Below are 23,378 nucleotides of genomic sequence, written 5' to 3'. Positions count from 1 at the left end.
CGAGCGGATCCCCGGACCCCGCGCTCCGGGCTGCGGCGCATGCGCACGTCGGTAGGCTCGTCGCCCATGACCCTCCCCCTTCTCTCCGTGTCCGCCGACCGTGCCATCGACGTGGAGGCGGACGCGCTCGTCGTCGCCGTCTCCAGCGAGAAGGAGGGGATCCGGGTGCATGCGCCCGAGGGCCTCGAGATCGACGTGGACGGCCTGTCCGACATCGGCGTCACCGGCGGCCGCGACGAGGTCGTGCGCATCGCCGGGACGGGTACGGCCGCCCGCACGGTCGCGCTGGTGGGAGTGGGCTCGGGTCCCCTGGACGCGGTCGCGCTCCGCTACGCCGTCGGCAGCGCGACCCGCCAGCTGCGCGGCGTCGCCCACGTCGCCGTGGCCGTCCCCGTGTCCTCGCTCGTCGAGCTGACCGCCGTGCTCGAGGGCGCTGCCCTCGGGACCTACTCCTTCGACGCGTACCGCCGGGACTCGCTCGCGGGCCAGAAGCCGCGGGCCACCGCCGTCACGGTGCTCGCGCAGGGCGACTCCTGGACCGCCGATGACGCCGACGAGGCAGTGGCGCGTGCCACCGCCGTCGCCGGCGCGGTGGCGGGCACCAAGGACCTCGTCAACACCCCGCCGCTCGACCTCTATCCCGCGACGTTCGTCGACGCGGTCCACGAGCGCACCGCCGGGCTCCCCGTGGACGTCCGGGTCTGGGATGAGGAGGCGCTCGCGGCCGACGGCTTCGGCGGGATCCTCGGTGTCGGTCAGGGCTCCACGCGCCCGCCCCGGCTCGTCAAGGTCGCATACTCCCCCGCGGGTGCGACGCGCCATCTGGCGCTCGTCGGCAAGGGGATCACCTACGACACCGGCGGCATCTCGCTCAAGCCCGCCGTGCCCATGATCGGCATGAAGTACGACATGACCGGCGCCGCGACGATCCTCGAGGTCGTCGTGGCCGCGGCACGGCTCGAGCTGCCCGTGCGCCTCACGGCGTGGCTGTGCATCGCCGAGAACATGCCCTCGGGCTCCGCGATCCGCCCGGACGACGTCCTGCGCATGCGCGGGGGCACGACCGTGGAGGTCCTCAACACCGACGCCGAGGGTCGGCTCGTGATGGCGGACGGCATCGTCGCCGCCAGCGAGGAGCACCCGGACGCCATCGTCGACATCGCGACGCTGACCGGCGCCCAGGTCGTCGCGCTCGGCGAGCGGTACTCCGCCGTCATGGGCGAGGACGCGCTCGTCGCCCGCCTCCTCGACGCCGCCCGCGAACAGGGCGAGAGCATGTGGGGCATGCCGCTCCCGGAGGAGATGCGCGCGCTCCTCAACTCCGACATCGCGGACATCGCCAACGTCAAGCCGGGCAACCCGGCTGGCGGCATGCTCGTCGCGGGCGTGTTCCTCAAGGAGTTCGTCGGCCGGACCGGTGACGCGGACGACGCTCCGCGGATCCCGTGGGCGCACATCGACATCGCCGGGCCGTCGCACAACAAGGGCGGCGGTCACGGCTTCACGGGGAAGGGCCCGACAGGCGTCGCGGTCCGCACGCTCCTGGCCCTGGCCGCGGGTTTTTCACGCGCGTAGTAGGCTCGGAGAGGCCTCCTGAGGGGGTCCCGCGCCTGCCCGGTCGGGCGGTCGCATGAGACGACCTTGATGCATACGAGGGAGATCCTGGGTGTCGGAACAGAACTTTGACGTGGTGGTGCTCGGCGGCGGGAGCGGTGGCTATGCAGCCGCCCTCCGTGCGGTGCAGCTGGGCAAGACCGTGGGCCTCGTGGAGAAGGGCAAGCTGGGCGGCACGTGCCTGCACCGCGGCTGCATCCCCACCAAGGCGCTCCTGCACTCGGCCGAGGTCGCCGACGTCTCGCGGGAGTCGGAGAAGTACGGCGTCAACGTCACGTTCGACGGGGTGGACATCGCCCGCGTCAACGCCTATCGCGAGGCCATCGTCGCCAGCAAGTACAAGGGCCTACAGGGGCTCATCAAGGCCCGCGGCATCACCGTCATCGAGGGCGAGGGGCGCCTCACCTCCGGCACGACCGTCCAGGTAGGCGACCAGACCGTCACCGGGAAGAGCATCGTCCTCGCGACGGGCTCCTACTCCCGCACGCTCCCCGGCCTCGAGATCGGCGGCCGCGTCATCACGAGCGAGCAGGCGCTCGAGCTCGACTACATCCCGAAGAAGGTCGCGATCCTGGGCGGCGGCGTCATCGGCGTCGAGTTCGCCTCCGTCTGGCGCTCCTTCGGCGTCGACGTGCAGATCATCGAGGCCCTCCCCCACCTCGTGCCCAACGAGGAGGAGTCGATCAGCAAGCAGTTCGAGCGGGCGTTCCGCAAGCGCGGCATCGCGTTCTCGCTCGGTGTGCGCTTCAAGTCGGTCACCCAGGACGACCAGGGCGTCCAGGTCGCCCTCGAGGACGGCACGACGTACGACGCCGACCTCCTGCTCGTCGCCGTGGGCCGCGGCCCGGCGACCCAGGGGCTCGGATTCGAGGAGGCGGGCGTGAAGACCGACCGCGGCTTCGTCCTGACGGACGAGCGGCTCCAGACCAGCGTCCCCGGCGTCTACGCCGTCGGCGACATCGTCCCCGGCCTGCAGCTCGCGCACCGCGGGTTCCAGCAGGGCATCTTCGTCGCCGAGGAGATCGCGGGCAACAAGCCCGTGGTCGTCGAGGACATCAACATCCCCAAGGTCACCTACTCCGACCCCGAGGTCGCGAGCGTCGGCTACAGCGAGGCGAAGGCCGCCGAGAAGTTCGGCGCCGACAAGGTCTCGAGCTACGAGTACAACCTCGGTGGCAACGGCAAGAGCTCCATCCTCGGCACGGCCGGTTCCATCAAGGTCGTCCGCGTGCAGGATGGGCCCGTCGTCGGCATCCACATGATCGGCGCCCGTGTCGGCGAGCTCATCGGCGAGGGCCAGCTCATCGTGAACTGGGAGGCCTACCCCGAGGACGTCGCCAACCTGGTGCACGCCCACCCCACCCAGAACGAGGCGCTCGGCGAGGCGCACCTGGCTCTCGCCGGAACCCCTCTGCACGCCCTGTAGCACCCTGCCATCACCGACATACAAGCCGGGTCCGGAGTCGGGCCTGAAGGAGACAACCCCATGAGCGAATCCGTCAACCTCCCCGCACTCGGCGAGAGCGTCACCGAGGGCACGGTGACCCGTTGGCTCAAGAACGTCGGCGACCACGTCGAGGTCGACGAGCCCCTGCTCGAGGTGTCGACCGACAAGGTCGACACCGAGATCCCCTCGCCGGTCGCCGGCGTCATCGAGGAGATCCTCGTCCAGGAGGACGAGACGGTCGAGGTGGGCGCCGTGCTGGTGCGCATCGGCGACGGCTCCGGTGGGGGCGACGCTCCCGCGGAGGAGCCCGCGGCCGCAGCGGAGCCGGAGACGGCGACCGAGGAGGCCGTCGAGGACACCGTGATCCCCTCCACCGAGGCGGACGACGAGGCCGAGGCGCCTGCTCCCGTCGAGCCCGAGCCCGCTCCGGCCTCCCAGGAGGAGAAGGCCGCTCCCGAGTCGACCCCCGCACCTGCTCCCGCCGCCCCGGCCCCTGTCGCCGCGGCTCCGGCACCCGCTCCTGCGGCTCCGACGGCTGCCGCCGCCGCGCCCGCCGCGGCTCCGGCGCCGTCCGGCAACGCGGGCTACGTCACCCCGCTGGTGCGCAAGCTCGCCAACGAGCGCGGGGTCGACATCAGCTCCGTGACCGGCACAGGCGTGGGAGGGCGCATTCGCAAGGAGGACGTGCTCGCTGCTGCAGAGGCCGCCGCGGCGAAGAGCACCCCGACCGCGTCGGGTCCCGCGGCGCCCGCTGCCGCTCCGCTCGAGACGTCGCCGCTCCGGGGAACGACCGCGAAGATGTCCCGCATGCGCAAGCTCATCGCAGACCGCGCTGTCGTCTCGATGCAATCCACCGCGCAGCTCACCTCGGTGGTCGAGGTCGACGTCACGAAGGTGGCCCGCTTCCGCGACCGCGTGAAAGGCGACTTCCTCGAGAAGACGGGCGTGAAGCTCTCGTTCCTGCCCTTCTTCGCCCTCGCCGCCGCCGAGGCGCTCAAGGCGTACCCGGTCGTCAACGCGACGGTCGACGGCGACAGCATCGTGTACCCCGACCACGAGAACATCAGCATCGCGGTCGACACGGAGCGTGGACTGCTGACCCCCGTCGTGAAGAACGCCGAGGGCAAGAACCTCGCGCAGTTCGCGTCGGAGATCGCCGACCTGGCCGCCCGCACGCGCGACAACAAGCTGTCGCCGGACGAGCTGGCTGGCGGCACCTTCACGCTGACCAACACCGGGTCGCGCGGCGCGCTCTTCGACACCCCCGTGGTGTTCCTGCCGCAGTCCGCGATCCTCGGCACCGGCATCGTCACCAAGCGGCCCGTGGTCATCACGGCGGATGGTCAGGACACGATCGCGATCCGCTCCACCGTCTACCTGGCGCTGTCCTACGACCACCGCATCGTCGACGGGGCTGACGCATCCCGGTTCCTCGTCGCCGTGAAGAACCGCCTCGAGGCGGGTGCGTTCGACGCCGACCTCGGCATCTAGGTCCGACCAGGACCCGACGGCGACTGTCACCGGTCGTCCATCAGGTCCCTGATCCGCCACCCGGCCTCCCCCCTGACGATCAGGAGGGAGGCCGGTCGCCGTTCCGGTGCCGAAACGTCCGTCGGCGCCGCCGGGGCTTCCGAGCCGGGACGCAGCTCGATGAGCGCGGTGTCTCCGAGTCTCCGAGCCGGGCCGAGGGCGTCCCCGACGTGGAGCGCGACGCCGTCTGGGGCTTCGCTCCCATCGCTGGCGATGGTGCTCCGATCAGCGTCGTCGACGGCGGAGCCGGCCTCATCGACATCGCTCACGCAGATGGCATCGGAGTGGTGCAGGCAGGCTGCCCTGAGGCGGAGGAGCGCGGGAGCGGCGACGTCCGGATCCGGGGATTCTGCAGCGTCTGCGTCCGACGACGGCGCCACGTCACCGTCCGACGTCGGTGCCACCTCACCGTCCGACGTCGGTGCCACGTCCCCGTCTGGCGCCGGTGCCACGTCCCCGTCGAAGCCGGCGTCCGCCGGTGCCGCGGTGCTCGGTGTGCTCGTGGGCGCTGTCGTCGCTCCCCGGGCGGGTCCGGTGAGGAGGGGGACGGCGACCACGCCGGCGATCAGCAGCAGGAGCGCGGACGCTCCGAGCGCCCAGATGCGCGGGCGGACCGACGCGAGCTCGCTCCGCCCCGAGGTGAGCCGTGCATCGACGTCGTGCGCCCACGGAGCGCGCGCCGCCCGATGCCGGCGATGAGCGCTCCGACGTGAGCGCGAGAAGGGCCGCGGCGCGCGACGGGGTCCCGTGAGACGCGGAGCGCGGTCGCTGACGGGGTCGGAAGGCACATCGACGGGGATCGCTCCCTGCGACAGGGCACGATCCGCGTCCTCCTCGGGGCGGGCTCCGCCGGCATCGGCCAGCGGTGCCGCGTCCGCGACGTCGAGCAGTCGGTCAGCGAGGTCGTGGGCGGTGAGGTCGGCCTCCCCGTGGATCGTTCCGTCGAGGAGCGCCAGCCATGCCTCCCATCTGTCGGTGGATGCTCGTCCGCGCGCGTCCCCCGGGTCGCGCAGCGCCTGCACGATGCGCGCGACCCGCCCCAGGTCCTGTTCGACGGGGTCGACGCCCCGGAGGCCCTCCTCGCCGGCCTCTCCCGCGACGACGCGGGAGGACCCCAGCCCACCCAGCACCGGACGGCCCGTGGCGTCGATGAGCACGTGGGTCAGATCGACGGCCCCGTGCGCGATGCCCGCCTCGTGCAGGTCGCCCAGGCCTCGGAGGACGGAGGCCACGAGGGTCACGATCTCCCCGGGCGTGAGGCTGCCTCGGCGGCCGAGCAGGGCCGCTGCCGTGCCGCGGGTCCCGAGCGACTGCACGATGCACAGGCTGCCGTCGGAGAGCGTGGCGACGTCCCGCAGCTCGACGACGTGCTCGGAGGTGACGGCCTGCAGCGCGAGGATCTCCGCCTCTCCGCGGCTGCGTTCCGACTGCGGCACGATCTTGACGGCGACGTTGTCCATCAGACCGCCCGTGGCATCCGCGGCGCGGCAGGGCCGTGCGAGGTGCACCTCGCAGCGCATGCCCTTCCCGATGAGCCGGACGAGGCGATACCCGGCGACCGTGCTGCCGCTGGTCGCCGTGTCCGCGGCCCTGCCCCTCGTCCTCCGCGATGCGCGCGCGGTCGAGGCTCCCGGTCTCCCGTCGGCCGTCTCGCGGCGGGGACCGTCCGCACGGCCTCGCTCCCTGGGCGGTCCGACATGCGGCTGAGCGCGTCCGTACGGCATCGCGTCGCGTCCTCTCCTCGACCCTGCTCCATCAGCGTGAGTCGCCGAGGACCGGGTGCCCGTCCCGGGAGTGTGCGGGCAGGCGGGCGGAGAGGGGCCACGAGCGCTGCTCCTGGGGATCACGTCCGCTCCACGCGCCTGTGAGGGGCAGGACGAGGCGCGATCCCCCTCGGCCGTTCCGGCTGCCTCCCGCGCACCGGTATCCTGGGCACCATGGCCCGCAAGACAGCCTCTCCGAAGGCACCCAAGGAACCCGGCCGCATCAAGCAGATGTGGCAGGTCTTCCAGATGACCCGGCGGTACGACAAGAGCTCGGTCTGGTGGATGCTCCTGGCGCTGCTGGGTCCCGTCGTCGTCGGCGTCCTGCTCGCGGTCTTCGCGACGGGTGGCAACTGGCTCACCGCCATCCTCTTCGTCATCGCGGGCGTCTTCGCGGGGATCCTCGCCTTCCTCATCGTCCTCGGACGCAAGGCCGAGCGTGCGGCGTACCTGCAGATCAAGGGCCAGCCCGGGGCCGTCGGAGTGGTCCTACGCAGCTCCCTGAAGCGCGGATGGGTCGGCAGCGAGATGCCCGTCGCCGTCAACGGCAAGTCGCAGGACGCCGTGTACCGCGCCGTGGGGCGTCCCGGCGTGGCCCTCATCGGCGAGGGACCGAAGAGCCGCACCACGCGCATGCTCGAGGACGAGCGCCGGAAGATCGCCCGCGTGCTCCCCAACGTGCCCGTGCACTTCGTGTTCGTCGGCCCCGATGCGGACTCCGTCGAGCTGCACAAGCTGGCCGGTCGCCTGCAGCGCTTCCCGCGCACCATCACCAAGGCCGAGGTCCTGGCCGTGAACAACCGCCTGACCTCTCTGGGTCAGAACAGCATGCCGATCCCCAAGGGCGTCGACCCGTTCAAGGTCCGCCCGTCCCGGGCACGCTGATCCTCGGATCGCGGGTCGTTTGCGCCGTCACCGTGCCCGGCGCAGACTGAGCCCATGGATCAGGCCTCCGCTGCGGCGCTGCTCGGCGTCGCGGCTGATGCGGATCGGGCGACCATCAGCCGCGCGTACGTCCGACGTGCTCGCGAGACCCACCCCGACCGCCTGGCCGGTGCCACGCCCCAGCAGCTGAAGGGCGCGCACGAGCGCTTCGTCCAGCTGACGCTGGCCCGGGACGCCCTGCTCCTCCGCCAGCGGACGGGCACTGGTTCTTCGGGACCCGCCGCTGGGCGCCGCGCGGAACCCCGCCGCGAGCCGGCGCGCTCGGACCCGCCCCGGTCGCATCCGCAGGCAGAGCGCCTGTCGCCCTACGGACGCTCTCGACGCGAGCGGGCCCGCCGCGGTCTCGGGCCCTCGATCGCCGCGGTCTGCGCATTGGCCGGGGTGCTGGTCGTCGTGGTCAGCTTCCAGGACTCGACGCGGGCGCGGTTCACGACGGTCGGCGCGGACCTCACCCAGGGGGCGACCGTCGTGCCCGTCGACGATCCCGCCTCCCGCGCGAGCGAGTGCATCGACACGACGTCGTGCACGCTCCTCGACATGACCGCGCCGGAGGACTGCAGCGCCGCGCTCGTCCGCTTCGAGGTCACCACCGGGCGCTCCGACGACGGGCGGGAGACCGAGAGCCGCGAGCTCGGCGCCGTCCGCGCGGGCTCCCCCGCCCGTGTCGTGCTCGGCGGCGTCGACCCGGAGCTCGTGTACCTCGGGTGCGAGCCCGGCTGACGCCCCTCGCGACACGGCGAAGCGGTCAGGACGTGCGCACCAGCACCGTGCCCGAGAACACGTCGTGGAGGCCCCGCTGGTCGGCGTTCCACACGACCGCGGGGAGGACCAGGCACAGCAGCACGGTGCGCAGGACCGGCCGCCACAGCGACACGTATCCCCCGCCGAGAGGGCGCACGCGCATGCCCAACACGACGTGGCCGATGCTCCCCCCGAGGGTGACGATGAGGAGGTACTGCATCACCGCGAAGATCGCGAGCGTCGCCGTGGAGTCGTACGCGAAGAACGCCCAGGAGACCAGCACGGCGATGGCCCAGTCGATGCAGATCCCCACGATGCGCCGACCCGCGCGGGCGACGGACCCGCGTCCGCGCTCCGGCAGCCCGAGGCGCTCCCCCGGCCAGCGGTTGCGGCCGGGATCGCCGAGGTCGGGGTTCGTGGGAATCGCGGGCACCTTGCGATCCTAGGCGCGCGTGAGGCGGATCCCCTGGTCGCGCCGACTTGGGAGCGGTCGCCGACTCGCCCGGGACAGGCCGCGTAACATCGCGGAAACACGGCGGTTATGGCGAAGTAACCCCTGCCCTCTAGGGTCGGAGAGGCTGAAACCGTCAGTCTCATCCGCTCCGGCCCCCCTTTTGGAGACACCACATGTTCAGAGACTCATCCGAGGTGCTCGCGTTCATCAAGGACACCGACGTCAAGTTCCTCGATATCCGGTTCACCGACCTGCCCGGGGTGCAGCAGCACTTCAACATCCCCGCATCCACCGTCGACGAGGAGTTCTTCTCCGTCGGCCAGCTGTTCGACGGCTCGTCGATCCGCGGCTTCGCGAGCATCCACGAGTCGGACATGCAGCTCATCCCGGACGTGACGACGGCGTACGTGGACCCGTTCCGTGTCGAGCGCACGCTGATCATGGTGTTCGACATCTACAACCCGCGCAATGGCGAGATCTACGCCCGTGATCCGCGCCAGGTGGCCAAGAAGGCGGAGAAGTTCCTCGCCGCGTCCGGGATCGCGGACACCGCGTTCTTCGCGCCCGAGGCCGAGTTCTACATCTTCGACGACGTCCGCTACGAGGTGAACCAGCACACGAGCTTCTACTCGGTCGACTCCGAGGAGGGTGCGTGGAACTCGGGACGTGAGGAGGAGGGCGGCAACCTGGGCAACAAGACGCCGTACAAGGGCGGCTACTTCCCGGTCAGCCCGGTCGACAAGCAGGCCGATCTGCGTGATGACATCAGCCTCAAGCTGATCGATGCCGGACTCATCCTGGAGCGCGCGCACCACGAGGTGGGCACCGGTGGGCAGGCGGAGATCAACTACCGCTTCGACACGATGGTGCACGCGGCGGACGACATCCTGAAGTTCAAGTACATCGTCAAGAACACGGCCGAGCAGTGGGGCAAGACGGCCACGTTCATGCCGAAGCCGCTGTTCGGCGACAACGGCTCGGGCATGCACACGCACCAGTCGCTGTGGAACGACGGCAAGCCGCTGTTCTACGACGAGGCCGGCTACGGCGGTCTGTCGGACCTCGCGCGCTGGTACATCGGCGGGATCCTCAAGCACGCGCCGGCGATCCTGGCGTTCACGAACCCGACGGTGAACTCGTACCACCGCCTCGTGCCGGGCTTCGAGGCGCCCGTGAACCTGGTCTACTCGGCGGGCAACCGCTCGGCGTCGATCCGGATCCCGATCACGGGCACGAACCCGAAGGCGAAGCGCATCGAGTTCCGTGCGCCGGATGCGTCGAGCAACCCGTACCTCGCGTTCGCGGCGCAGCTGATGGCGGGCATCGACGGCATCAAGAACCGCATCGAGCCGCACGAGCCCGTCGACAAGGACCTCTACGAGCTCCCGCCCGAGGAGGCGAAGAACATCCCGCAGGTCCCCGCGTCGCTCGGTGCGGCGCTCGAGGCGCTCGAGGCGGACCACGAGTTCCTCACCGCGGGCAACGTGTTCACGCCCGACCTGATCGAGACGTGGATCGAGTACAAGCGCGAGATGGAGATCAAGCCCCTCGCGCAGCGCCCGCACCCGTTCGAGTTCGAGCTGTACTACGGCGTCTGATCCCGCCGGCACCCGATGGGGGTGCGTGACGCACGGGCCGTCCTCCTCCGGGAGGGCGGCCCGTCGTCGTCGGTGCCGAGGAACCGAGGGTGTCAGGCGCCCCGCGGATCGGGCCGGTCGTCGACCCCGTAGAACAGGCGCTCGAAGACGGCGCGGGAGCGGCGGGTGACTCCGAGGTACTCCTCCTCGAGCACCGACGCTGATCCGGGCGGGTACTCGAGGAGCCGCGCGACGGCGTCGAGCGCGGCGCGCTCGGCGGGCAGGACGTCAGCCGTGCGATTCGTCCAGAGCGTCATCGCGGAGCGGACCCGCGACGCGAGGAGCCAGGCATCCCGGAGACGCACGGCGTCGCCCTCGGCCACGATGTGCGAGGCCACGGCGGCGTCGAGGGCCCCGAGAGTGGTCGGCGTCCGCAGGGCGGGATGCGCGTGCGCGTGCTGGAGCTGGATCAGCTGCACCAGCCACTCCACGTCGCTGAGGGATCCTCGGCCGAGCTTCAGATGCCGTGTGGGATCCGCACCCTGCGGGAGCCGCTCGTTCTCCACGCGCGCCTTGATGCGCTTGATCTCGCGTACGTCCGCGTCGCCGATGGCCTCGGGGTAGCGGATGCGGTCGGCGAGGGATGCGAAGTCGGCGATGAGGCCGCTGTCGCCGACGACCCCGCGTGCGCGGAGCAGCGCCTGCGCCTCCCAGGTGAGGGACCAGCGCTCGTAGTAGGCGCGGTAGGACGCGAACGAGCGCACCACGGGCCCGTTGCGTCCCTCGGGCCGGAGGCCGGTGTCGAGGTCGAGCGGGAGGCGGGAGTCCTCCGTGAGGCGCGTCAGCTCGGAGACGATGAGCTGGGCGCGGCGTTGGGCCAGCTCGGGATCCATGCCGGCGATCGGGCGGAACACGTACATGACATCGGCGTCGGAACCGAAGCCGAGCTCCGCGCCGCCGTAGCGGCCCATCGCGACCACGGCGAACTCGGGCCAGGGTCCGTCTTCGCGGCGGATTGCGCGCATGACACCACGCAGCGTCGCCGTGGTGATGTCGGCCAGGGAGGGTCCGAGGGTCTCGACGTGCGTGACGCCCACGATCGCGCCGATGGCGAGTCGGAGGATCTCGCGGCGGCGGAGCGTGCGCAACGCGGCCGCGGCGGCATCGGCTGTGGGATGCCGGTTCACCGTGGCGACGGCCTCCTCCTCGAGGGCCGCCCAGGTGCGGGGGCGCAGGTCCTCGTCGCGCGCGAGCCACGCGGCGGTCTCGGGGACGCGGTCGAGCAGCTCCGAGACGAAGCGGGATCCCGAGAGCACCTGCGCGAGGCGCTGCGCGGCACCGGCCGAGTCCCGGAGCATCCGGAGGAACCAGTCCGACTCCCCCAGCGCCTCGCTGAGCCGGCGGAACGCGAGCAGGCCGTGGTCGGGATCCGGGCCGTCCGCGAACCACTGCAGGAGCACGGGGAGCAGGTGGCGCTGGATGGCGGAGCTGCGCGAGACCCCCTGCGTCAGCGCGCGGATGTGCGCGAGCGCCCCACGCGCGTCGACGAATCCGATGGCGGACAGGCGAGCGGCGGCCTGGTCGCTGGTGAGCGCGAGCGACTCCTCGGGCAGCGACGCGACCGCGGCGAGGAGCGGCCGGTAGAACAGCCGCTCGTGCAGCGTGCGCACGGCGGTCTTCGTGGCGGTCCACCGGGCCGTGAGCTCCTCCGCGCGTCCGTCCAGGCCGGTGCTGCGCGCGAGGATCCGCATCCGCTCCTCATCGGTGGGCATCAGGTGCGTGCGCCGCAGCTGCTCCAGCTGCAGCCGGTGCTCGAGGAGCCGGAGGTAGCGGTAGTCCTTCGCGAACTCGCCGGCCTCCGTGCGCCCGATGTAGCCGGCGTCCGCGAGCGCCACCAGCGCGGCGAGCGTGCTGCGGTCCCTGACGGTCTCGTCGCCCTGGCCGTGCACGAGCTGGAGGAGCTGGACCGTGAACTCGATGTCGCGGATACCACCCGGCCCGAGCTTGATCTGCTGGTGCAGCTGATCGGCGGGGATGTTGTCCGTGACGCGCGTGCGCATCCGCTGGACCTGTCCGACGAACCCCTCGCGCGACGCGCTGGACCAGACGAGCGGCGCGACGGCGTCGGCGTACCGCCCGCCCAGCTCGGCATCACCCGCGAGCGGACGAGCCTTGAGCAGAGCCTGGAACTCCCAGTCCTTCGCCCACCGCTCGTAGTACGCGAGGTGCGAGTCGAGCGTGCGGACGAGCGCGCCGGCCTTCCCCTCGGGCCGGAGGTTGGCGTCCACCTCCCAGAGGGCCGGCTCGATCTCGTGCTCGTCGATGCCGCGCATGGCCAGCACGGCGAGGCGCGTCGCGAGCTCGACCGCACGGGCCGGCTCGATGACGGGTCGGTCGTCCGCGTCGGTCGCGGCCTCGGCGACGAAGATCACGTCGACGTCGCTGACGTAGTTGAGCTCGCGGGCGCCCGCCTTGCCCATGCCGATGATCGCGAGGCGCGTGGCGGCGATCTCCTCGGGTCGCGCGCGGCCGAAGCTGCCGGGCGCGGACAGCTCCGCCCGGGCGACGGCGAGCGACGCCTCGAGGGCGGCCCCGGCGAGGTCTGCCAGGGCGGCGGTCACGGGTCGCACGGCCGCGAGCGGATCCGGGTGCACGAGGTCCCACGCCGCGACGCGCGCCACGAGCGCGCGGTAGCGGATCCGCAGGGCCGTCCGCGCGGGCGTGCCGGTGATCCCCGCCACGCCGTCGACCGCGTGGACCGACTCCAGCATGCGGGTGCGGACGTCGGCGGGCGCGGGCATCCCCTCGAGCGGACGGGCGAAGGCCTCGAGCTCGTCCGTGTGACGCGTGAGGAACTCCGCGAGGCCGCGCGACGAACCGATCACCCGCGCCAACCGGTGGCGGGCATCGGGGTCGGCGAGGACGGCGCGGGTGCGCTCGGGATCCTCGCGGAGCAGCCGGACGAGGGCGTCGAGCGCCCCGTCCGGGTCCGCGCTGGAGTGCAGCGCCTCCACGAGATCCGCCTCGGTCCACCCGGACAGCTCCGCGGCCTCCTCGAGGGCCTCGCCGACCTCGCTGAGACGCGCGAAGCCCGCGCGCGCGAGGGCGCCGAGCAGCGTCTGCCCACGTCTCATGGCTGGCTCCGGCCTCGTCGTCGGACTTCGGTCGTGATGCTCCTGGCGGGGATCCGGATCAGAGCATCTCGAGGTTGGAGCGGAGCTCGTACGGCGTCACCTGAGCGCGGTAGTCGCGCCATTCCTGCCGCTTGTTGAGCAGCACGTAGTTGAACACCTGCTCCCCCAGCGTCTCGGCGACGAGCTCGGAGCGCTCCATGAGCTGGATCGCGTGGTCGAGGCTCGACGGCAGCGGCGCGTACCCGAGGGCGCGGCGCTCGGCGTCGCTCAGGGTCCACACGTTGTCCTCCGCCTCGGCCGGCAGCTCGTAGCCCTCCTCGATGCCCTTGAGGCCCGCGGCCAGCATGAGGGAGAACGACAGGTACGGGTTCGCCGCGGAGTCGATGGCGCGGTACTCGACGCGCGAGCTGTTGCCCTTGTTGGGCTTGTACAACGGCACCCGCACGAGCGCGGAGCGGTTGTTGTGGCCCCACGTCACGAAGCTCGGGGCCTCGCCGCCGCCCCACAGGCGCTTGTACGAGTTCACGAACTGGTTCGTGACGGCCGTGATCTCCGGGGCGTGCTTGAGGAGGCCCGCGATGAACTGGCGGCCGATGGTGGAGAGCTGGTACTCGGCGCCGGACGCGTAGAACGCGTTGACGTCGCCTTCGAAGAGCGACATGTGCGTGTGCATCCCGCTGCCGGGGTGCGCCGCGAGGGGCTTCGGCATGAACGTCGCGTAGACGCCCTGCTCGATGGCCACCTCCTTGATGACCGTGCGGAACGTCATGATGTTGTCGGCCGTGGTGAGGGCGTCCGCGTAGCGGAGATCGATCTCGTTCTGGCCGGGGCCCGCCTCGTGGTGGCTGAATTCCACGGAGATGCCGAGGTCCTCGAGCATGCGCACCGAGCGGCGGCGGAAGTCGTGCGCCGTGCCGCCGGGGACGTTGTCGAAGTAGCCGGCCGCGTCCACGGGCTCCGGGCCGTCGACGCCGAACTCGCTCGACTTGAGGAGGTAGAACTCGATCTCGGGGTGCGTGTAGAAGGTGAAGCCGCGGTCGGCCGCCTTCTCCAGCGTGCGCTTGAGGACGTTGCGCGGATCCGCGATGGCGGGCTGCCCGTCCGGCGTCGAGATGTCGCAGAACATGCGCGCGGTGGGGTCGATCTCGCCGCGCCACGGGAGGATCTGGAAGGTCGTCGGATCCGGGTGGGCCAGCATGTCGGCCTCGTACGAGCGGGTGAGGCCCTCGATGGCCGAGCCGTCGAACCCGAGGCCCTCCGCGAACGCTCCCTCGACCTCCGCCGGGGCGATCGCCACCGACTTCAGGGTGCCGGTCACGTCGGTGAACCACAGGCGCACGAACTTGATCCCGCGCTCCTCGATCGTCCGCAGGACGAAGTCACGCTGCTTGTCCATCCACCACCCTCTCGTCGGAGTCCAACCTACCGGCTGACCAGGGGTCGGGCCGAGCGCTCGCGAGGCCCGCCGTAGACTCCGAGGCATGCAGAGCCCCGACGCTGCCGTCTCCCCGTCCGATCCCGCCCGCCTCCCGAGCGAGCCCGACGCGGGTCCCCGGCGGGTGCGCATCCGGCACTTCGCCCGGGCGAAGGAGCAGGGCCTCAAGATCACGGGACTCACCAGCTACGACATGCTCACGGCCGGCGTGTTCGACGAGGCCGGCATCGACTTCCTGCTCGTCGGCGACTCCGCCGGGAACACCGTGCTCGGATACGACACGACCGTCCCCGTCACGGTGGACGAGCTCATCCCGTTGGCGCGCGCGGTCGCCGCCTCGGCCGCCCGCGCGCTCGTGGTCGCCGACCTGCCGTTCGGGTCCTACGAGTCCGGCCCCGACCAGGCGCTCGCCACGTCGGTGCGGTTCATGAAGGAGGCGCGGGCCCACGCCGTGAAGCTCGAGGGCGGCGTGCGCAGCGCCGAGCAGATCCGCCGGATCGTCTCCTCGGGCATCCCGGTGATGGGACACGTCGGGTTCACGCCGCAGAGCGAGCACGGACTCGGCGGCCACATCATCCAGGGTCGCGGGGACGCCGCCGAGGCGCTCCTCGCCGACGCGCGCGCCGTCCAGGACGCCGGCGCGTTCGCCGTGGTGCTCGAGATGGTGCCCCAGGAGATCGCGCGGCGCGTCAGCGAGGAGCTGCGCATCCCCACCATCGGCATCGGCGCGGGGAACGGCACGGACGGGCAGATCCTGGTCTGGACCGACTTCGCCGGCCTGACGAGCGGCCGCGTGCCGCGCTTCGTGCGGCGCTACGCGGACATGCGCGCGGTGCTCCTGGACGCGGCGACGCGCTACCGCGACGACGTCGTCAGCGGCGCGTTCCCCGCGGAGGCGGAGAGCTACTCCGACTGATCCGCGGGATCAGTCGTCGTCGCGGTCCTCCGCCGCCCACTGCTCAGCGCGCTCGCGCAGCCGCTGCGGTGCCCTGGCCGCCTCCTCCGCCGAGGCGAACGGGCCGATCCGATGCGCTGCCGGGGACAGCATCCCCTTCTCCACCTCGCCCGTGCGGTCGTCGTACCAGTACTGCTCGTCGCTGTCGCTCATGCTGCCGATGCTAGGCCCGTCCGCGACGCGTGCGGCGAGCGACCGCGGTCGGGCGAGCCGGTAGGGTCGCTTCCATGAGCGAGGACGCGACGACCGCAATCGGCATCGACATCGGCGGGACCGGCATCAAGGGCGCCATCGTGGACGTCGTGAGCGGCGAGCTGAAGAGCGAGCGCGTCAAGCTGCCGACGCCGCAGGGCGGCGAGCCCGAGGACATCGTGGCGACCGTGAAGCAGATCATCGAGGCGCTCGGCGAGGTCCCCGAGGGCACGCCCCTCGGCGTGTGCTTCCCCGCCGCGATCGTGCACGGCACGACCATGTCGGCCGCCAACGTCTCCCCCACCTGGATCGGCCTCGAGGCCGAGAAGCTCTTCGAGGAGCGCCTGGGCCTCGAGATCACCTTCGTCAACGATGCGGACGCCGCCGGCTACGCCGAGGCCCGCTACGGCGCGGCCAAGGACGTGCGCGGTCTCGTCATCATGACCACGCTCGGCACGGGCATCGGCACGGCCCTGATCCACGACGGCGTCCTCATCCCGAACGCCGAGCTCGGCCACATGGACGTCGCGGGCCGCCGCGACTTCGAGCGCCGCGCCTCGTACGCAGCCAAGGAGCGCGCGCACCTCAACTGGAAGCGCTGGGCCGCCCGGCTGCAGGTGTACTACGGACAGCTCGAGAAGCTGATGTGGCCGGAGCTGTTCATCGTGGGCGGCGGCGTGTCCAAGAACCACAAGCACTTCCTGCCGCTGCTGCGACTGCGCACCCCGATCGTGCCGGCGGAGCTGCGCAACAACGCGGGCATCATGGGCGCCGCGGCCCTCGCCGCGCACGCGGTCGGCGCGAGCACGCACGCGCCCGCAGCCGACCTCGTCGACAAGACGAAGCCCGAGGACTGAGCCGGGGCGCACGCGCCCGCACGACGAAGCGGCCGGATCCCCTCGGGATCCGGCCGCTTCGTCGTAGGTGGTGCGGATGGGCCGGCTGATACGCCGGGTTCTGTCCCGGTGCCTCGCGGCACCATGGACGGCCATCTATCTCGGAGCTGCGTCACCGCAGCCCTCCAGCGGTCTACCCGGGGACTGGACGAGCAGCCTGTGCGTCCCCTGTTCGACCTTGCTCCGGGCGAGGTTTGCATAGCCGACCCGATCACTCGGGCCGCTGGTGGTCTCTTACACCGCCGTTTCACCCTCACCCGCCGCTCGCGCGACGGGCGGTCTGCTCTCTGTTGCACTGTCTCGCGGGTCGCCCCGGGTGGGTGTTACCCACCGCCCTGCTCTGCGGAGCCCGGACGTTCCTCGACGCGGTCTCCCCCTCTCGGGTTCCTCCGCGGCGCGACCGTCTTGCCGACCCATCCGCGGTGTCGAGTCTAGGGCAGACGGCATGCCGGACCTCCCGCTAGAGGCCGGACTCCTCCGTTCGCACGAGGATGGCGTTGCTCTCGGGATCGATCACCACGTCGTCGGGCGCGCGCTTGCGGAGCGCGTCGAGGTCGCTCTGGTGCAGCGCGATGTTGCTGCCGAGGGAGATCCCGCGGTGCAGCATCGCGGCGCCCACGCCGTATCTGGCGCGCTGCTTCTCGTACAGCGCGAGGAGGTCCTCGGGGAAGCGCGTGGCGAGAGCGTCGCGGTCCCTCCGCGCGTGCTCGGCCTGCGCGCGCAGCTCGACGGCCGCGGCGTCGCGCTCGGCTTCGACGGCGGCGAGGCGCTCGGCGAGGGCGTCGCGTTCGACGACCACCTCGGCCTGAGCCGACTGGGCCTCCTCGAGCCGCTCCATCACCTCGAGCTCGACCTCCTCCAGGGTGTCGCGGCGACGCAGCAGCGACTCGAGCTCGCGCTCCAGCGCCTGGACGTCCTTCGAGCTGCCGCCCGCCTCGATGCGGGTGCGGTCGCGGTCCATCCGGGCCTGCACGACCGCCACGTCGGACTCGATGCGCGAGAGCTCGGTCTGGGCGTCCTCCACCACGCCGGTCCGCTCGCCGAGCCGGCGGCGGACGAGCTCCATCTCCCGCTGCAGCGCGTCGATCTCCTTCAGCTGCGGGAGCTGCCCCAGCTGCCGCGTGAGGTGCGTGAGCCGGGTGTCGATCTCCTGCAGGTCGAGGAGCTCCTTCTGGATGCTCGGATCGGCTTTCATGCTCTCCCTCTCGTGGTGCGGCTCGCCTCCGGGAGGCGGGCACGCGGTGCGTGTCGTGGATGCGCGGACCCGACCGCGCGGCGGGCGGTCACTGCGTGACGGCGAAGTCCCAGGGGTCGGTGCGGATGTCGCTGACGGTGACCGCGACGTCCGGGAGCGCTGATCGCAGCGTGTCGGCGGCCTGGTCGAGCCACAGCCACTCGCTCGCCCAGTGGGAGGTGTCGATGAGGTACGGCGTGCCGTCGCGGAGGGCGGCCGACTCCCGCGCCTCGCTGGCCGGGTGGTGGCGCAGGTCCGAGGTGACGTAGACATCGGCGGCGACGACCTCTCGGGCGCCGAGCAACGAGTCCCCTGCTCCCCCGCAGAGGGCCACGCGGGTGACCGGCGCGTCGTAGGGTCCGGCGACGCGGATCCCCGTCGCCGTGGGCGGGAGGATGCGGGCGAGCTCCCCCGCGAGGCGGCCGAGCGTCGTCGGCGCGGGCAGGTCGCCGACACGGCCGATGCCGCGCACTCCGCCCGCGGCGGCGTCGATCGGACGGATGGTCTCCGGCACCAGGCCGAGGAGCGCCGCGAGCCGTCCCGAGGTCCCGTCCTCGACGACGTCTGCGGTGGTGTGCGCGGCGTGCAGGGCGCAGCCGGCGCGGATCAGGTCGGCGAGGAGCGCGCCCTTGTAGCCGGTCTCGGCGATCGTGGTGACGCCACGGAGGAGCAGGGGGTGGTGGACGAGCAGCAGGTCGGCGTCGGCGGCGACAGCCTCGTCCACCGTCGCGCGCACGGCGTCGACGGCGAGGTGGATGCGGCGGACCTGTCCACGCGGGTCCCCGGAGACGAGCCCCGAGGCGTCCCAGTCCGACGCGCCGGCGGGCGGCCACGCGTCCTCGACGACACGGACGACGTCGGCGAGGGTGGGGATCACCTGGCCATCGTAACGAAGGGGCGACCGCGGCCCGTCACCGGCCGACCGTGCTTCAAGCTCGGCGGGTGGGGCGGCGGGTCCGGCCGTCGTCGCGCGACTCATCGGGCGCGACGCCGGGCGACGGCACGAGCGGCTCCAGCGGCCAGAGGCTCCGCTGGGCGGATCCGCGATGGGTGCTGGACCCGTGCGTCGCGGCGTCGACGACCGACCAGGCGGCGGCGTCGTCGTCCGTGTCGGAGCTCATGGGTGGATGCTAGCGCGACACGCCCGCGGCGACCCGGCCCGCGCGGCCCGTGGACAGCGCGATCGCGGCGCAGCCGCCTCGGCCGTCACCTGACACCGCGCGCGGTGAGCGCATCGCCGAGCTGATCCGCGTGCTTGAGGGCGAGCACGAGGAAGGGCACGACGAAGGTCCGGAGGCCGGGCCGCGCGCCTCGCGCCCGCTGCGCCTCGCGGACGTCGGCGGCCAGGCGGCCGAGGACCGGGACGGTGCCGGCCGTCAGCGTCAGGAGCAGGGATACCCGCTCCGTGTCGACGCCGAGCATCCGGAGCGGACGCAGGCCACGCTCGATGCTGTCCAGGAGCGCGGTCATCGAGGTCGTGAGGACGAGGAGGCCTGCGATGGCGATCGCCGCTGTGACGCGGGCGGTGTTCGCCACCGCGGGCTCCGGCCCGAGCAGCACGAGCTGGCTGCCGAGGGTGAACAGCATCACCCAGCGCACGGACCGCACCTGGGCGGCGAGCCGGCGGAGGCCCAGGAGGCCGTCGCCCAGCTGCGCGACGGCGTAGGCGAGGACCGACACGGCGACCGCGGTGCCCGCGGCCCACCAGGTGGACGGCAGGAGCGAGACCCCGAGCACGACGGCCAGGAGCGCCATCAGCTCGGGCCCCGCCGGCATGCGCTCGAGGCGCCCGGGACGTCGTGGCTCGGCAGGCGTCACCCGAGCGTCGCCTCGTACTCGGCGATGACGTCCGCGGGCGGGCCCGTGCGGACGACCCGGCCGCCGGCGAACAGGACGGCAGCATCGCACCGGGCGGCCGCGGCGAGGTCGTGGGTGACGAGGACGAGTCGGTGGCCGTCCTCGAACAGGTGGTCGGCGACCCGGCGTGCGTTCCGGGCGTCGAGGTACGCCGTCGGCTCATCCGCGATGACGAGCTCCGGACGCCGGACGAATGCCCCCGCCAGCGCGAGCAGCTGCTTCTGCCCGCCGGACAGCTCGTGAGAGGAGCGCTCCGCGAGGTGCTGGATCCCGAAGCGGCGGAGGGCCTCGTCGACCCGCGCGTCCGACTCGGCGCGCGGCAGGCGCTCGGGACGCAGCGAGAACGCGACGTCCTCGGCGACGGTGGGCATGACGATCTGGGCGTCCGGATTGCTGAAGACCAGGGCCACGCGTCGCCTCAGCTCGCGGGATCCGCGGTCGGGATCGACGCCCAGCACCCGGAGCTCCCCCGCCGTGCGCGCGACGAGGCCTCCCGCCAACCGGGCGAACGTGCTCTTGCCCGAGCCGTTCTCGCCGATCACGGCGAGCGTGCGCGCGTCCACGTCGAGCGAGACGTCCCGGAGGGCGTCCACGTCGCCGAGGCGCACGCCGACGTCGGTGAGACGCAGGGCAGGGGGATCCGCGCACTCCGGCGGGGTCACGGGGCGGTCGTCGCGTCGACGTCCCGCGGGGCGGTGGTCCAGCCCGACGCGCGGCGGAACGCGCGCGGGTAGCCGCGCACCAGGGTCATCACGATGGCGGTGGCGACGGCCGCCTTGATCAGGTCGCCCGGGAGGAATATGAGGCTGGTATACGCGGTCTCGGTCAGCGGCAGGCGCGTCACGAGGCTCTGCACGGGGATCCCGACCGCGTAGATGACGGCGATCCCGCCGACCAGCATGGCCACGGCGGTGCGCCACACGGTGGGCCGCCGGCCGCCGAGGTGGACGATGCACCCGACCGCTGCGGCCCCGAGGATCCAGCCCACGAGGTAGCCGGCGGAGGGTCCGAGGAAGACGCCGAGGCCGCCTGTCCCGCCGGAGAGGAGCGGCAGCCCCACCGCGACGAGCGCGAGGAGGACGGTGAGGGCGAGCGCGCCCAGCCGGGCCCCGAGCACGGCGCCCGCGAGCATCACGCCGAGCGTCTGCGCGGTGATGGGGACGCCCCCGATCACGCTGATGCTCCCCGGCAGGCCGAGCACCGCGACGGCGGCGGCGAGCACGGCGACCCGCGCGAGGTCGGTGGCGTCCAGGCGCGCGCGACGGTCGGCCCCCAGGGGCAGGGAGGGGGACGGGGTCATGGGCTACCTCCTGAGTGACGCGACGGTCATCGACCTGAACGATGTTCACCTGAACGGCGTTCACTATACTGGGGGGCATGGTGCGGGCGCATGCGGCGGGGCGGCACAGCCGCGACGACGTGGCCCGCATGGCCCTCCGGATCCTCGACGAGCACGGCCTCCCGGACTTCACGATGCGCCGCCTCGGCGCCGCCCTCGACGTGCAGCCGAGCGCCCTCTACTGGCACTTCCCGGACAAGCAGAGCCTCCTCGCCGAGCTGGCGGACCGCATCGTCGCCGAGGCCGACACCGAGGCCGCGGCCGAGACCTCGGCGGATCGGCGCACCGACTGGCAGGAGGGGGTCCGGCACGCCGCTGTGGTCCTCCGCGCGGCGCTCCTCGCCCATCGCGACGGCGCGGAGGTCGTGGCCAGCACCACCGCGATGGGGCTCGGCGCGACGGCGGCGCGCCGCTCGCTGTCGGCGGCCGTCGCGGCAGGCGGGTTCGGGGAGGCCGACTGCGCCCGCGCGGCATCGGCGCTCCTGCACTTCGTGCTCGGCCACGTGGCGCACGAGCAGCAGCGCATAGAGCTCGACCGGCTCGGCCTGCTGCCCGGCCACGCACGCGACGAGGACCCCGCCCGCGACTTCGCCTTCGGGATCGACCTGCTGGTGCGGGGCCTCACGACCCGCGTCTGATCGCCCGCCGTGGGTCCTCGCAGGCGCAGCGTGCGCGCGGTGGGCCCTGCCGGGCTCGAACCGACGACATCCACGGTGTAAACGTGGCGCTCTACCAACTGAGCTAAAGGCCCTCAACGCCCGATCGCCGAGCGCCCCGCCATGCTAGCCGACCGCCTCGGCGCGTCCCGGCCGTGCCACGGGCGCGGGCCGTAGCCTCTCCCCCGTGCCCATCCACGCCTCCCGCCGGACGGTCGCGGAGCCGCGCTGGCCCGCCGCCGTCGGGCTCGTCGTCGCCGTCGTCCTCTACGCGATAGCGCCGACCGCGGTCCCGACCGGCGTCCGCATCGCGGTGGTGGCGATCGCCGTCTCCCTGCTCGTGCCGCTGGTCACGCTCAACCCGCGGCGGTTCACCCGGGAGACCTCGTGGTCCCGTGGTCTCGGCGTCGGCCTCGGCGTCCTGCTCGTGGTCGCCAACCAGGTCAGCCTCGTCGTCCTGGTCGTCGCCCTGGTCGACGCCTCGGAGGCGGGACCGGAGCTGCTGCTCACGGCCCTGCAGGTGTGGGGGACCAACGTGCTGGCGTTCGCGATCGTCTACTGGGAGCTCGATCGCGGCGGGCCGGTCGCGCGGCGGACCCACGCGCGCGTCGCGCTCGCGCCGGCGGACTTCCGCTTCCCGCAGGACGAGGACTCCGGCGCGGTGTCCGAGGTCGCCCGCCGATCGTCGGAGCACGCCGACTGGGTCCCGGGATTCGTCGACTTCGCGTACTTCTCGCTCACGAACTCGATGGCGTACAGCCCCACCGACGTGATGCCGCTGTCGCATCGCGCCAAGGCGCTCATGGCGCTGGAGGCGTTCGCCGGCTTCGTGATCCTCGCGCTGGTCATCGCCCGGGCGGTGAACATCCTGAGCTGACGACCGCCGCCCGCTCTCGCCGGATCAGGCGGGGACGAGCGCCAGATCGCGGATCGCGGTGCGGTACGCCTCGAGCTCGCGCGCCTCGCCTGGCGCCGTGATGAAGCTGCCGCGGATGATGCCGCGCGTGTCGATGAGGAAGGTCGCCCGGTTGGCGAAGCCCTTCTCCTCGAGGAACACCCCGTACTCCTTGGCCACCTGGCCGTGTGGCCAGAAGTCGGCGAGGAGCTGGAAGTCGATGCCCTGCTGATGCGCCCACGCGCGCAGCGTGTGCTTGCTGTCGACGCTGATGCCGATGAGCTCCACGCGGCTGTCGGCGAAGAGGCCGAGGTTCTCCTCCAGCTGGCACATCTCGCCCGTGCACGTGCCGGAGAAGGCGAGGGGGAAGAAGACGAGGGCGACCGCGCGGTGTCCGCGGTACTCGCTCAACCGGACGCGCTCGCCGAACTGGTTGGCGAGCTCGAAGTCGGGAGCCTGTGTGTCGTTGGCCAGGGCCATGGGGTGCGGATCCTTCCGTGCCGGCAGATGTCCCCTGTCTGGCACGAGGATCCACACTACGCCCGGGATCCGCGAAGTCCAGCGCCACGCGGTCGCGACGGGCCGGCGGGACGCGCCGCCGTCCGTCCGTGACCGTCGGCCGTCATGGGTAGGCTGGCCCTCGGCGTACGCGCGGTCTCGCACCCTTCGAGCCCCGTGGCACCGAAGACGATGTCTGCACACCACAGGAAGAGG

General features: G+C 72.3%; 22 protein-coding genes, 1 tRNA gene and 1 other RNA gene. 10 read left to right on the top strand and 14 right to left on the bottom strand.

The genetic code is table 11. The features are described from left to right. Window positions 1-66: 66 nt before the first annotated feature. The 3 genes from FGD68_RS10645 to sucB all read left to right on the top strand — a co-directional run bounded on the left by FGD68_RS10645 (window position 67) and on the right by sucB (window position 4,552). The gene (locus tag FGD68_RS10645) at window positions 67-1,575 is read left to right on the top strand and encodes a leucyl aminopeptidase (protein WP_119373179.1); all 1,509 of its coding nucleotides are present in this window, start codon (window positions 67-69) and stop codon (window positions 1,573-1,575) included. Between the two features lie 91 nt (window positions 1,576-1,666). Then, window positions 1,667-3,040 carry a dihydrolipoyl dehydrogenase gene (gene lpdA / locus FGD68_RS10640; RefSeq protein ID WP_119373177.1) on the top strand — a complete coding sequence of 458 codons (1,374 nt, stop codon included), beginning with the start codon at window positions 1,667-1,669 and terminating at the stop codon, window positions 3,038-3,040. 60 nt (window positions 3,041-3,100) lie between these two features. After that, complete coding sequence (gene sucB / locus FGD68_RS10635; RefSeq protein ID WP_237609434.1) at window positions 3,101-4,552, top strand: 2-oxoglutarate dehydrogenase, E2 component, dihydrolipoamide succinyltransferase; 1,452 nt, start codon at window positions 3,101-3,103, stop codon at window positions 4,550-4,552. 26 nt (window positions 4,553-4,578) lie between these two features. On the opposite strand, the gene FGD68_RS10630 is transcribed toward sucB, so the two are convergent. Further along, the gene (locus FGD68_RS10630) at window positions 4,579-6,111 is read right to left on the bottom strand and encodes a protein kinase domain-containing protein (RefSeq protein ID WP_237609433.1); all 1,533 of its coding nucleotides are present in this window, start codon (window positions 6,109-6,111) and stop codon (window positions 4,579-4,581) included. Window positions 6,112-6,528: 417 nt separating this feature from the next. On the opposite strand from FGD68_RS10630, the gene FGD68_RS10625 reads away from it, so the two are divergent. After that, a complete protein-coding gene (locus FGD68_RS10625; RefSeq protein WP_119372972.1) occupies window positions 6,529-7,239 on the top strand; it encodes a DUF4191 domain-containing protein in 711 nt (236 codons plus the stop codon). Window positions 7,240-7,293: 54 nt separating this feature from the next. Continuing rightward, entirely contained in the window at window positions 7,294-8,019 is a 726-nt protein-coding gene (locus tag FGD68_RS10620; RefSeq protein ID WP_119372971.1) for a J domain-containing protein, read from the top strand. A gap of 25 nt (window positions 8,020-8,044) precedes the next feature. Here FGD68_RS10620 and FGD68_RS10615 read toward each other — a convergent pair whose 3' ends face one another. Further along, complete coding sequence (locus tag FGD68_RS10615; RefSeq protein WP_119372970.1) at window positions 8,045-8,473, bottom strand: RDD family protein; 429 nt, start codon at window positions 8,471-8,473, stop codon at window positions 8,045-8,047. A gap of 194 nt (window positions 8,474-8,667) precedes the next feature. Here FGD68_RS10615 and glnA point away from each other — a divergent pair, with 194 nt between their 5' ends. Then, window positions 8,668-10,092, top strand: a complete 1,425-nt coding sequence (gene glnA, locus FGD68_RS10610; RefSeq protein ID WP_119372969.1) for a type I glutamate--ammonia ligase — start codon at window positions 8,668-8,670, stop codon at window positions 10,090-10,092. A gap of 92 nt (window positions 10,093-10,184) precedes the next feature. Here the strand turns inward: glnA and FGD68_RS10605 are convergent, their stop codons facing one another. Next, on the bottom strand, window positions 10,185-13,205 hold the full coding sequence (locus FGD68_RS10605; protein WP_237609432.1) for a bifunctional [glutamine synthetase] adenylyltransferase/[glutamine synthetase]-adenylyl-L-tyrosine phosphorylase: 3,021 nt from the start codon (window positions 13,203-13,205) through the stop codon (window positions 10,185-10,187). A gap of 58 nt (window positions 13,206-13,263) precedes the next feature. Further along, window positions 13,264-14,601: a glutamine synthetase family protein gene (locus FGD68_RS10600; RefSeq protein ID WP_012038322.1), complete on the bottom strand. Its 1,338-nt coding sequence runs from the start codon at window positions 14,599-14,601 to the stop codon at window positions 13,264-13,266. An 85-nt stretch (window positions 14,602-14,686) separates the two neighbouring features. Between FGD68_RS10600 and panB the strand changes: the two genes are divergently transcribed. Continuing rightward, window positions 14,687-15,556: a 3-methyl-2-oxobutanoate hydroxymethyltransferase gene (gene panB, locus FGD68_RS10595; protein WP_104234682.1), complete on the top strand. Its 870-nt coding sequence runs from the start codon at window positions 14,687-14,689 to the stop codon at window positions 15,554-15,556. A gap of 9 nt (window positions 15,557-15,565) precedes the next feature. On the opposite strand, the gene FGD68_RS10590 is transcribed toward panB, so the two are convergent. Continuing rightward, window positions 15,566-15,748: a hypothetical protein gene (locus FGD68_RS10590; protein ID WP_012038320.1), complete on the bottom strand. Its 183-nt coding sequence runs from the start codon at window positions 15,746-15,748 to the stop codon at window positions 15,566-15,568. Window positions 15,749-15,822: 74 nt separating this feature from the next. Here FGD68_RS10590 and ppgK point away from each other — a divergent pair, with 74 nt between their 5' ends. Beyond that, complete coding sequence (gene ppgK / locus FGD68_RS10585; RefSeq protein WP_119373167.1) at window positions 15,823-16,644, top strand: polyphosphate--glucose phosphotransferase; 822 nt, start codon at window positions 15,823-15,825, stop codon at window positions 16,642-16,644. A gap of 73 nt (window positions 16,645-16,717) precedes the next feature. On the opposite strand, the gene rnpB is transcribed toward ppgK, so the two are convergent. The 7 genes from rnpB to FGD68_RS10550 form a co-directional block, all read right to left on the bottom strand. Next, window positions 16,718-17,099: RNase P RNA component class A (gene rnpB / locus FGD68_RS10580), an RNA gene on the bottom strand. A gap of 44 nt (window positions 17,100-17,143) precedes the next feature. Next, window positions 17,144-17,878 (bottom strand): zinc ribbon domain-containing protein, encoded by a 735-nt coding sequence (locus FGD68_RS10575; RefSeq protein ID WP_119373168.1) that lies wholly within the window; start codon window positions 17,876-17,878, stop codon window positions 17,144-17,146. A gap of 88 nt (window positions 17,879-17,966) precedes the next feature. Further along, window positions 17,967-18,794, bottom strand: coding sequence for a Nif3-like dinuclear metal center hexameric protein (locus FGD68_RS10570; RefSeq protein WP_119373169.1), 828 nt, complete (start codon window positions 18,792-18,794; stop codon window positions 17,967-17,969). Window positions 18,795-18,846: 52 nt separating this feature from the next. Further along, on the bottom strand, window positions 18,847-19,038 hold the full coding sequence (locus FGD68_RS10565; protein ID WP_104234678.1) for a hypothetical protein: 192 nt from the start codon (window positions 19,036-19,038) through the stop codon (window positions 18,847-18,849). An 85-nt stretch (window positions 19,039-19,123) separates the two neighbouring features. After that, on the bottom strand, window positions 19,124-19,735 hold the full coding sequence (locus FGD68_RS10560; protein WP_237609431.1) for an energy-coupling factor transporter transmembrane component T family protein: 612 nt from the start codon (window positions 19,733-19,735) through the stop codon (window positions 19,124-19,126). Next, window positions 19,732-20,436: an energy-coupling factor ABC transporter ATP-binding protein gene (locus tag FGD68_RS10555; RefSeq protein WP_119373731.1), complete on the bottom strand. Its 705-nt coding sequence runs from the start codon at window positions 20,434-20,436 to the stop codon at window positions 19,732-19,734. The genes FGD68_RS10560 and FGD68_RS10555 overlap by 4 nt, the downstream gene beginning before the upstream one ends. Beyond that, window positions 20,433-21,074 (bottom strand): biotin transporter BioY, encoded by a 642-nt coding sequence (locus FGD68_RS10550; RefSeq protein WP_119373732.1) that lies wholly within the window; start codon window positions 21,072-21,074, stop codon window positions 20,433-20,435. The genes FGD68_RS10555 and FGD68_RS10550 overlap by 4 nt, the downstream gene beginning before the upstream one ends. Before the next feature lie 77 nt (window positions 21,075-21,151). Here FGD68_RS10550 and FGD68_RS10545 point away from each other — a divergent pair, with 77 nt between their 5' ends. Next, window positions 21,152-21,751, top strand: a complete 600-nt coding sequence (locus tag FGD68_RS10545; RefSeq protein ID WP_237609430.1) for a TetR/AcrR family transcriptional regulator C-terminal domain-containing protein — start codon at window positions 21,152-21,154, stop codon at window positions 21,749-21,751. 40 nt (window positions 21,752-21,791) lie between these two features. Here FGD68_RS10545 and FGD68_RS10540 read toward each other — a convergent pair. Beyond that, a tRNA-Val gene (locus FGD68_RS10540) sits at window positions 21,792-21,864 on the bottom strand. Window positions 21,865-21,956: 92 nt separating this feature from the next. On the opposite strand from FGD68_RS10540, the gene FGD68_RS10535 reads away from it, so the two are divergent. Beyond that, window positions 21,957-22,646, top strand: a complete 690-nt coding sequence (locus tag FGD68_RS10535) for a DUF1345 domain-containing protein (RefSeq protein WP_119372685.1) — start codon at window positions 21,957-21,959, stop codon at window positions 22,644-22,646. Between the two features lie 24 nt (window positions 22,647-22,670). Here FGD68_RS10535 and FGD68_RS10530 read toward each other — a convergent pair whose 3' ends face one another. Further along, window positions 22,671-23,144: a peroxiredoxin gene (locus FGD68_RS10530; RefSeq protein ID WP_119372686.1), complete on the bottom strand. Its 474-nt coding sequence runs from the start codon at window positions 23,142-23,144 to the stop codon at window positions 22,671-22,673. Window positions 23,145-23,378: the final 234 nt, after the last annotated feature.

This window comes from Clavibacter californiensis (genome assembly GCF_021952865.1).
GTDB lineage: Bacteria > Actinomycetota > Actinomycetes > Actinomycetales > Microbacteriaceae > Clavibacter > Clavibacter californiensis.
This window is presented reverse-complemented; position numbering and strand designations above follow the sequence as displayed.